This is a genomic window from Pseudomonas sp. JV245A (genome assembly GCF_032424515.1).
GTDB lineage: Bacteria > Pseudomonadota > Gammaproteobacteria > Pseudomonadales > Pseudomonadaceae > Aquipseudomonas > Aquipseudomonas protegens.
This window is the reverse complement of the sequence record NZ_VYKE01000199.1, coordinates 1-7,338: the sequence shown is the minus strand read 5'-3', so window position 1 is coordinate 7,338 and position 7,338 is coordinate 1. Positions and strand designations below refer to the sequence as shown.

The 7,338-nt window shown below is 62.2% G+C and carries 6 protein-coding genes; 2 read left to right on the top strand and 4 right to left on the bottom strand.

The window, feature by feature from the left end:
* Together F6S12_RS28495 and F6S12_RS28490 are read right to left on the bottom strand one after the other, a co-directional pair.
* Window positions 1–401: prepilin peptidase (locus F6S12_RS28495; protein ID WP_315869601.1), on the bottom strand; the 401-nt coding region annotated here is incomplete at its 3' end.
* A 2-nt stretch (window positions 402–403) separates the two neighbouring features.
* On the bottom strand, window positions 404–1,621 hold the full coding sequence (locus F6S12_RS28490) for a type II secretion system F family protein (RefSeq protein ID WP_315869600.1): 1,218 nt from the start codon (window positions 1,619–1,621) through the stop codon (window positions 404–406).
* A gap of 329 nt (window positions 1,622–1,950) precedes the next feature.
* On the opposite strand from F6S12_RS28490, the gene F6S12_RS28485 reads away from it, so the two are divergent.
* On the top strand, window positions 1,951–2,367 hold the full coding sequence (locus F6S12_RS28485; RefSeq protein ID WP_077934790.1) for a pilin: 417 nt from the start codon (window positions 1,951–1,953) through the stop codon (window positions 2,365–2,367).
* A 228-nt stretch (window positions 2,368–2,595) separates the two neighbouring features.
* Window positions 2,596–2,952 carry a BON domain-containing protein gene (locus tag F6S12_RS28480; protein WP_011063519.1) on the top strand — a complete coding sequence of 119 codons (357 nt, stop codon included), beginning with the start codon at window positions 2,596–2,598 and terminating at the stop codon, window positions 2,950–2,952.
* 210 nt (window positions 2,953–3,162) lie between these two features.
* Here F6S12_RS28480 and F6S12_RS28475 read toward each other — a convergent pair whose 3' ends face one another.
* Complete coding sequence (locus tag F6S12_RS28475) at window positions 3,163–6,081, bottom strand: DUF748 domain-containing protein (protein WP_315869599.1); 2,919 nt, start codon at window positions 6,079–6,081, stop codon at window positions 3,163–3,165.
* A 105-nt stretch (window positions 6,082–6,186) separates the two neighbouring features.
* A complete protein-coding gene (locus F6S12_RS28470) occupies window positions 6,187–7,203 on the bottom strand; it encodes a class I SAM-dependent rRNA methyltransferase (RefSeq protein WP_161466732.1) in 1,017 nt (338 codons plus the stop codon).
* Between the last annotated feature and the right edge of the window lie 135 nt (window positions 7,204–7,338).

Below are 7,338 nucleotides of genomic sequence, written 5' to 3'. Positions count from 1 at the left end.
AGCCCGGCCGCCCAGCCGAAGCCGAAGTGCCAGGCGATAAAACCCGAGATCAGCCCGCAGGCCAGTTCGGTCAACGGGTAGCGCGGGCTGATGGAGCTATTGCAGTGGGCGCAGCGGCCACGTAGCCACAGGTAACTGAGCAGCGGAATGTTTTCCCAGGGGCGGATCGCCTGCGCACAGTGCGGGCACTGGGAGTGCGGCAGCATCAGGTTGTAGGGCGCAGCCACAGGTTCCGGCTCCAGCCCCAGTACGTCGCGGGCCTGGGCTCGCCAGTCGCGTTCGAGCATTTTCGGCAGGCGCCACACCAGCACGTTGAGAAAGCTGCCGACGATCAGGCCCAATACCAGGGCCGCAGCCACGAAGGCCATGGGGTAGAGAGTGAGGGCGTCAGTCAGGGGCATGTTCAGATCGCTGTACCGAGTTGGAAGATAGGCAGGTACATGGCAACCACCAGGGCGCCGACGATACCCCCCAGGACCACCATGATCAACGGCTCCATGAGGCTGGTCAGGCTGTCCACCAGGTTGTCCACCTCGACCTCGTAATGGATCGCGACTTTTTCCAGCAGATGATCCAGGGTTCCGGACTCTTCGCCGATGGCGGTCATCTGGATTGCCATGGTCGGGAAGACGCCGCTGGTGCGCATGGCAAAGTTCAATTGCATGCCGGCGGCGACCTGCTGGCGGATCCGTTGCACCGCTTGCCTGAAGACTGGGTTGCCGCTGGCTCCGGCCACTGAATCCAGGGCCTGCACCAGGGGAACGCCGGCGGCGAAGGTGGTGGCCAGGGTCCGTGCGTAGCGGGCCACCGCGGATTTGTGCAGCAGTGGCCCGGCCAGGGGCATGTGCAAAAGGCCGACATCCAGGCGGTCACGCAAGCTCGGGAAGCGCTGATAGGCCAGGCGCGCCGCAAGCCCGCCCAGCACACCGGCGGCCAGCAGCAGCGCCCCCTGCTGCTGGATGAAGTGTGACAGAGCGATGACCCACTGGGTGAGCATTGGCAACTCGGCATTGAAACCGGCGAACAAGCTCTGGAACTGGGGGACCACCTTGAGCAGCAGGATGCTGCTGACCACGACCGCCACGCCGATCACCGCCAAGGGATAGACCATGGCTTTCTTCAGCCGCGCCTTCAGGTTCTCGCTCTTTTCCTTATAGGTGGCGACTCTCTCCAGCAGGGTATCCAGGGCGCCGGCCTGCTCGCCGGCGTCCACCAGGTTGCAGTACAGCGGGTCGAAGTGGCGTGGTTGTCTGCGCAATGCCGTGGCCAGGCTGGAGCCGGCCTCGATGTCGCGCTTGAGGCTGGCCAGCAGTTGGCGCATCTGCGGATGCTCGAAACTTTCGGCAATGATGTCGAAGGATTGCAGCAGCGGCACCCCGGCCTGCATCAGCGTGGCCAACTGCCGGGTGAGCAGGGCAATGTCCCGTGCCCCTACTCGCTGATGCAGGCGCAGCCAGCCCTTGGGTTTGCGTCGGACTCGGGTTGGGGTGATGCCCTGTCTGCGCAATTGCGCCCTGATCAGGGCCGGGGTCGCGGCGCTGAGTTCTCCGGTGAGGGGGCGGCCCTGGCTGTCGGTGCCGTGCCAGAGATAGACACTGGTCGCGGGTGCTTTTACCGCCATGGTTCGATCCTTGGTGCAAGGGTGGATAGGGAGGCGCAAGCGCCCTGCTGTGTTCGAACGGGTGATAGATCACCCTGACCCCCGGACGTTCCTTGGTGGGGGCGCGAGCCGACTGTCGGGTCGCCATGCACCTGTCCAAGCCTAGCTGGCGAGGCGCTGCCCGAGAGGGGCAGGGGCTGACGAAATTTGTCAGTTTGTGCGACTCCTTGCGCTCAAGGCCATGGGCTATCGCGCCTGCAGGCCACGTAATCCGTGGGTTAGCCCCTGGCACAGGCTGTGCTTCACGCCTTTGTGCTCATGCAACACTCGTCCATGCCAGGAGGCAACCCATGAAACATCAATCCGGTTTTACCCTGATCGAATTGCTGGTGGTGGTAGCCATCATCGGCATCCTCGCCACCGTGGCGATGCCGATGTATGCCAAGTACCAGGCGCGGGCCAAGGTGATTGCCGCCCTGTCGGAGGCGTCGGCCCTGAAGGTCAACGTCGAGGATCTGCTGAACCAGGGGACCGATCCGACCCTGGCCCTGGCCGGGGGCACGGCCCAGACCGCCAACTGCCAGATGAGTGCCGGCGGGACGGCGGCCACCGGTGAAGGCAGCATTGGCTGCACCCTGCTCAATGCGCCGGGGCCGGTGCTGAACAAGACCCTGACCCTGACCCGTTCGGCGACTTCAGGATGGACATGCACCACCACTGTGGAGGCCGACTATGCGCCCAAAGGCTGTGGTGCGGAGGGGGCTTGAGGAGGCTTTTCACGATTGGCTAGGCCGCGCTGAAAAAGCCGCAACTTGCATGCAGATTGGCGGGCAGTCATGCATTTTGCATGATGCCGAATTATTTAGGATTTTATAACTTATTGATTTTTATGAATATTTATAGGCTCCTAGACTTGGCACAGCACCTGCAATATCCCTCATAACCCTGTTGCCAGGACACGGCGCAGGCTTTCTTAAAGAACAGGAGTTACTCGTATGAAGAAGTTCGCTATCGCTGCCGCAACTGCTACCGCTCTGACCCTGACCATGGCTAACGCAGCATTTGCGCAGACCACTCAAAACACCCAGTCGCCCATGGTGGTGGCTGCCGGTGAAGTGACCAAGGCCAAAGAGGCCACCTCCGATACCTGGATCACCACCAAAGTGAAAAGCGATCTGGTAACCGAGAAAGGCATTCCTGGCACCGACATCAAGGTTGAAACCAACAAGGGCGTTGTTTCGCTGTCGTCCACTGTTGCGGTAACCGAGGCTCAGAAAGCTACCGCCGTGGCCATCACCAAGAAAATCAAAGGCGTCAAGGCAGTTTCCGCTGACGGCCTGAAAGCCGAGTAACACTCACGCTTCTCGCCTGGACAGGGAGAGGGTGCGGTAGACGAGCCGAGTGATACGTCTGCCGCTTCTCAAAAGGGTTCATGCGGAAGATCACAAGGACGTGATCATTACAGGCCCCGGCACTGAGTGTCGGGGCCTGTTCTATTGTGGGCGCCAGGCAGGCGCTGCAGGAGAGACCGGCCGGGCTGGGTGGAGCCCGGCGCGAGAGGTTTATTCGCTGTCCAGGTGCAGCGGGGTGACGACCCGGCCATCGCTTTCGGCCTGGCCCAGGTTGGCATCGATGAAGTAGACCCGGTCGTCGGCCAGTTGGCCCTTGTCCACCAGGAAGTCCTTGATGCTGCTGGCGCGCTCCTGACCCAGTTGTCGCAACAGCACGTCGCTGCTGCTCCAGAACTTGATCAAACCTTCACGCAGCTTGGCGCTGCGTTCGTCGCGGCTGAGCTGGGTCCATTCCGCCGGCGGCTGCTGTTTCAGGCGGGTGCGGTAGATACCTTCCAGCAGAGGGGCCTTTTCGCCCTCGGGAACCTGCAGCAGGGACGCCTGGGCGGGGACCTTGTCACCGCGGCGCTGGAGGATCTTGTAGTAGTTGTATTGGTATTCGCGCTCCAGCCGCTGCTCGGCGATCAGCGGGCCGTCACTGCTCTGGGCGCTGGTACCTTCGATTTCCAGGCGCAGGGTCGGACGCTCCTTGAGCGCCTTGGCCAGGGTGGTCAGGGCCGACTCGGATTCCTTGCTCAGGTCGCTGGAGCCTGGAGCGAAGGACACGTTGCTCAGGTCTTCCGAGCCACCACCGCTGACCAGCCCGCCAATGAACTTGAAGGGGGCCTGGGCGGCGCGCAGCACCAGATTGCGCAGGGTCTGCCAGACAATCGGCATCACGCTGAACTGCGGGTTGTTCAAATCACCGGAGATAGGCAGCTCGATGGAGATCTTGCCGTCCGTATCTTTCAGCAAGGCCACTGCCAGGCGGATCGGCAGATCCACGGCGTCCGGGCTGTCGACCTTTTCCCCCAGTTGCAACTGCTCGACCACCAGTTTGTTCTCGGCCTTGAGCTGGCCCTTGGTGATCATGTAGTGCAGGTCGAGGTTGAGCCGACCCTTGCGGATGCGGAAACCGGCGAATTTCCCGGAGTAGGGGGTCAGGGTGGTCAGTTCAACTCGTTTGAAGCTGGTGGCGATATCCAGGGCGGCCATCGGATCGAACGGGTTGACGCTGCCCTTGATGGTCACCGGCGCATAGCGGTCGACCTTGCCCTTGACGTCCACGTCTGCCGGCTTGGCCTGGCGGCTGTCGATGGTGCCGACATGGCCGTTGAGCTGCTGGATGGCGGTAGCGAAGTTAGGCGTCAGGCTCAGGTCGGCGAAGTTCGCCGAACCGTCGTTGATGGCGATTTCACCGATGTGGATGCCCAGAGGCTTGCTTGAGCTGGGCTCGGACTTCGTCGAGGATTTGCCACCACTGCTGGGTGGTTGTGGAATCAGCAGGTCGTCGATATTGGTGGTGCGGTCATCGTTGATGATGAAGCGTGCATAGGGCTGCATCAGGTTGACCCGGCTGATGGTCAGGCTGTCACCGTGCTGATAGTTCAGGCCTTCGACCACCAGTTGTTTCCATTTCACGAAGTCGCGGGTCTTGAGGGTGTCCAGGGTGTGCAACTGGTCCACATTGGCCCGGCCGGTGACGCTGAAAGTCAGGGGTTCGACTTTCTTCAGGTCCACTGCCAGGTCACTGCCGAGCATGCCGCTGCGCAGTTCAAGGCGGATGAACGGGCTGATATAGGACTGGGCGACGCGCAGGTCGATGTCCCGGGTCTGCACCTTGAGTTTGGCGCTGACAGGGTTGAGGTTGACCTCGCCGGTGGCGTTGACCTTGCCTTGTTTGCCCAGGCCGGTATCGAGCTTGAGGGTGAAGGGCGACTGGTTGAGGCTGTCGAAGTTCTGTAGGTCCAGGTTCAGCGGCCCCAGCTCCAGGGCTACGGCGGGCTTGGCCTTGCGATCGGCCAGGTGCACCTGGTAGTTGCGCAGTTGCACGTCCTTGAGCAGCACCTGCCAGGGTTTGCCTGGTACTGCCGGTTCCTTGGGGGCGTCGGCGGCGGCCGGCTCGGGTTTTGGCGCCGGTTTGGCCGGCTGACTGGCGAAGAGCTTTTGCCAGTCCAACTGGCCGTCGGCTTCAAGGGCGGCCCAGGTTTCGAGCTTTTGGCTGCGGACCTTGCCGACAATCACGTGCTGCTTGGCCAGGTCGACTGTGGTTTCGCTGACGTCCAGGCGCTCCAGACGCGCCAGTGGGCGACCGTCCGGGGCCTTGATGGCAAAGGGCGCGACGCTGATGGAGGTGTTGTCCAGCAGCAGCTCGGTTTCCTTGGTCAGGCTGAATTTGTAGTGGGTACTGAGGTTGACCACGCCGTCTTCCAGCACCAGCGGCACCGCATCGCGCACATAGGGCCACCAGGCTTTCATCTTGCCGTCGGTGACTTTCAAGGTGCCTTCGGAGGTCAGCGGCGTCACGCTGAAGTTGCCGCTCCAGTCGATCTGCCCGCCCTCGGGGCCGGTGGCCACCAGCGTCATGTCGGCGCTGTCGTCCGGCAGGGTACTGAGGTTCTTCAGCTCAAAATCGAGCTTGTTGTAGAGGAATTCGATGGGTTCGCTGGGGCGCAGGTCCTGGAAATGCAGGTAGCCGCCGGCCAGATTGATGCGTTCGATGCGTACCGGGAAGGGTTTGGCGTTGGGGTCGCTTGGGGTCGGTTCGCTGGCCGGCAGCTTGAACAGGGCCAGGAGGTTGAGCTTGCCTTCCTTGTCGAAGAGGATTTCGGTCTTGGGCTGGTCCAGCTCGACATCCGCCAGGTGCAGCGCACGTTTCCACAGGCTGTCCAATTGCAGATTGGCGTAGAGGCGATCGAAGGCGATCTGCTCCTTGCCAGGTTCACCGATGCTCAGGCCCCAGAGGGTCAGCTCCAGGCTGAAGGGATTGAGCTCGATGCGCTGGATATGGGCTGGGGTGGTGGCGTAGTTGGCCAATTGCTGGTTGGCCACCCGCAAGGCAATGCCCGGCAGAATTAGAAAGCCCAGCAGACTGTAAAGGGCGAGAGCGGTCAACAAGGCGCAAAGAGCGCGAATCAATCCTTTGGTCATGCGAGGCTTCATCTATCTGAATCGGAAGTGCCTTGGAGTATGGCACGCGTTTACGGTTCCGAAACCACTCCAGTCTTCAGGATTGTTCAGATTTCCTGCTCTTGGTCAAAGTTGCAGGATCAAGGTTTTCAGTGGGGGTTGCCCGTCTTGGGAAGGGAAGTCCGCGGCGGGTACCAAGACCTGGCAGTCGCGCACCGGACGCCCGGCCTTCTCGGCGCAGCGCAATACTTGTTCACGCCAGTCCGGCATCGAGACCTTGGCCAGGTTGTTGCAGCAGATCAGCACGCCGTCTTCGGCGGTGGCCAGCAGTGCCGGCTTGAGCAGGCTCTGGTAATCACGCAGCAGGTCGACCGTACCGAAGGCGCTCTTGGCCCAGGCTGGCGGGTCCAGCAGTACCAGGTCGTACTGGCGCTGTTCAAGGCGCGGATAGCTGGGCAGTTTCTGCCCGCGGCGCTGGCTGATGGGCAGGCCCGCCAGTTGGCGGATGGCCGGGAAATAGTCCGACTGCACGAACTGCATCTGTGGCAATTGCGGGTTGAGCTGGCCGTTCTCCCGTCCGACGGCCAGGTTGCCCTCGGCGAAGTCCAGGTTGCACACCTCGCGCGCGCCGCCAGCTGCGGCGCTGAGGCCTACGCCACAGGTGTAGGCGAAGAGGTTGAGCACGCTTTTACCCGCGCTGTGTTGCTTGACCCAGCCACGGGCGTTGCGCAGGTCGAGAAACAATAGCGGGTCCTGCCCGGCGTGGCGTCCACGCACGCGGTAATTCAGGCCCCATTCGTGGCCAACCAGGTCCTCCAGGGCAGCCTCTTCGGCGCGGTACACCGAGTCTTCGCGGTCGATCCGCGAGTTGCCCCGGGAGCGGTCGTTGTAGACCAGCAGGGTCGACAGGTTCAGATGCTGATTGATGCTGTCGTGCAGTTGCAGCAGGGTGTCGCGTTCCAGCGTCTGGTGAAAGCTCTGTACCAGCAATTGCGGGCCATAGCGGTCGATGGTCAGGCCGCCGGCACCCTCCTGGCTGCCGTGGAACAGGCGATAGCAGTCGGTGCCTTGCTGATGCAGCTCGGCGAGCAGGTCCTGGCGGTGATCGAGAGCGGCGCGCAGCGCCTGATTCAAGGAGGACATGCGGAGCGCCTTGGAGCTGAGGAGTGAGGCGCGGCAGTTTACCAGCGTCCCGTCCGTTGTAGGAGCCAGCTTGCTGGCAAAGACGATCATGCGCACGTCTTCCCCGTAGGAGCCAGCTTGCTGGCGAAAGCGCTT

What these genes read in the sequence shown, in the direction of transcription:
- F6S12_RS28490 (WP_315869600.1), bottom strand. Translation starts at nt 1,621, where the DNA reads ATGGCGGTAAAAGCACCCGCGACCAGTGTCTATCTCTGGCACGGCACC.
- F6S12_RS28485 (WP_077934790.1), top strand. Translation starts at nt 1,951, where the DNA reads ATGAAACATCAATCCGGTTTTACCCTGATCGAATTGCTGGTGGTGGTA.
- F6S12_RS28480 (WP_011063519.1), top strand. Translation starts at nt 2,596, where the DNA reads ATGAAGAAGTTCGCTATCGCTGCCGCAACTGCTACCGCTCTGACCCTG.
- F6S12_RS28475 (WP_315869599.1), bottom strand. Translation starts at nt 6,081, where the DNA reads ATGACCAAAGGATTGATTCGCGCTCTTTGCGCCTTGTTGACCGCTCTC.
- F6S12_RS28470 (WP_161466732.1), bottom strand. Translation starts at nt 7,203, where the DNA reads ATGTCCTCCTTGAATCAGGCGCTGCGCGCCGCTCTCGATCACCGCCAG.